Genomic DNA, 701 nt, shown 5'->3' with positions numbered 1-701 from the left:
GTACCGCCACGGTGCGAGCGACGCTACAAAAGTAGTCGCCACTCAAGCATAAACAACCAGGTAGCAACCATTACTATGACCCTACGCCTGTTTCTGGCGCTCGGCCTTTTTATTCCGGCACTGACCGCCCAGGCAGAATGCCGCTTTGATCCACTGGATCGTGGCCGGGTGGTTAAACTCTCCGGGCAGGACGTTCCCGGCGCCCAGGGTAAAACGCTGGATTCCCTCTCGGTCATGCGGGTAGAGCAGGGCCGTTTTGTGCCGGTGCCTTACCAGTTCGATGAGCTGGATGAGCACGGCATGGTGTGGTTTGAGGGGAGTCAATTCGCCATGATCGGCGAAGCCGGGCATCTGGATGCGGCAGATCAGCTTTTGATGATGCTCACGGATGCGGGCCCGCAGGCACCAGCTACGCTTCGTCCCGCCCAGGGAACTATCGTTGCCGATATCGCGGTGGCGAATAATTGCCATTTCTATCTGGTCGAAGGCAGTAGACAGCGCAGCCAGGATTATTACGTCGCCCACGACGTCGATAGTGGCATGACGCGCACGGCGCTTTATGAGCTGAACGTGGAGCCGGAAAACGAACTGAACTGGCTCTATCTCGGTTATCAGGGCTACCAGGGGGAGGGCTCCATCATTGATACCCTGAAAATGCGCATGAGCGCCGGGGTGCTCTCGCGCTTTACCCGGATGTCACT

The 701-nt window shown here is 57.9% G+C and carries 1 protein-coding gene; it reads left to right on the top strand.

Features of this window, described 5'->3' with window-relative positions:
• Positions 1–75 precede the first annotated feature (75 nt).
• Positions 76–701: hypothetical protein (locus A3754_RS06490; protein WP_156496859.1), on the top strand; the 626-nt coding region annotated here is incomplete at its 3' end.

The sequence above is a fragment of the Alcanivorax sp. HI0083 genome (genome assembly GCF_001635175.1).
The sequence above is the reverse complement of the archived record's forward strand: the minus strand, read 5'-3'. Positions and strand labels throughout refer to the sequence as shown.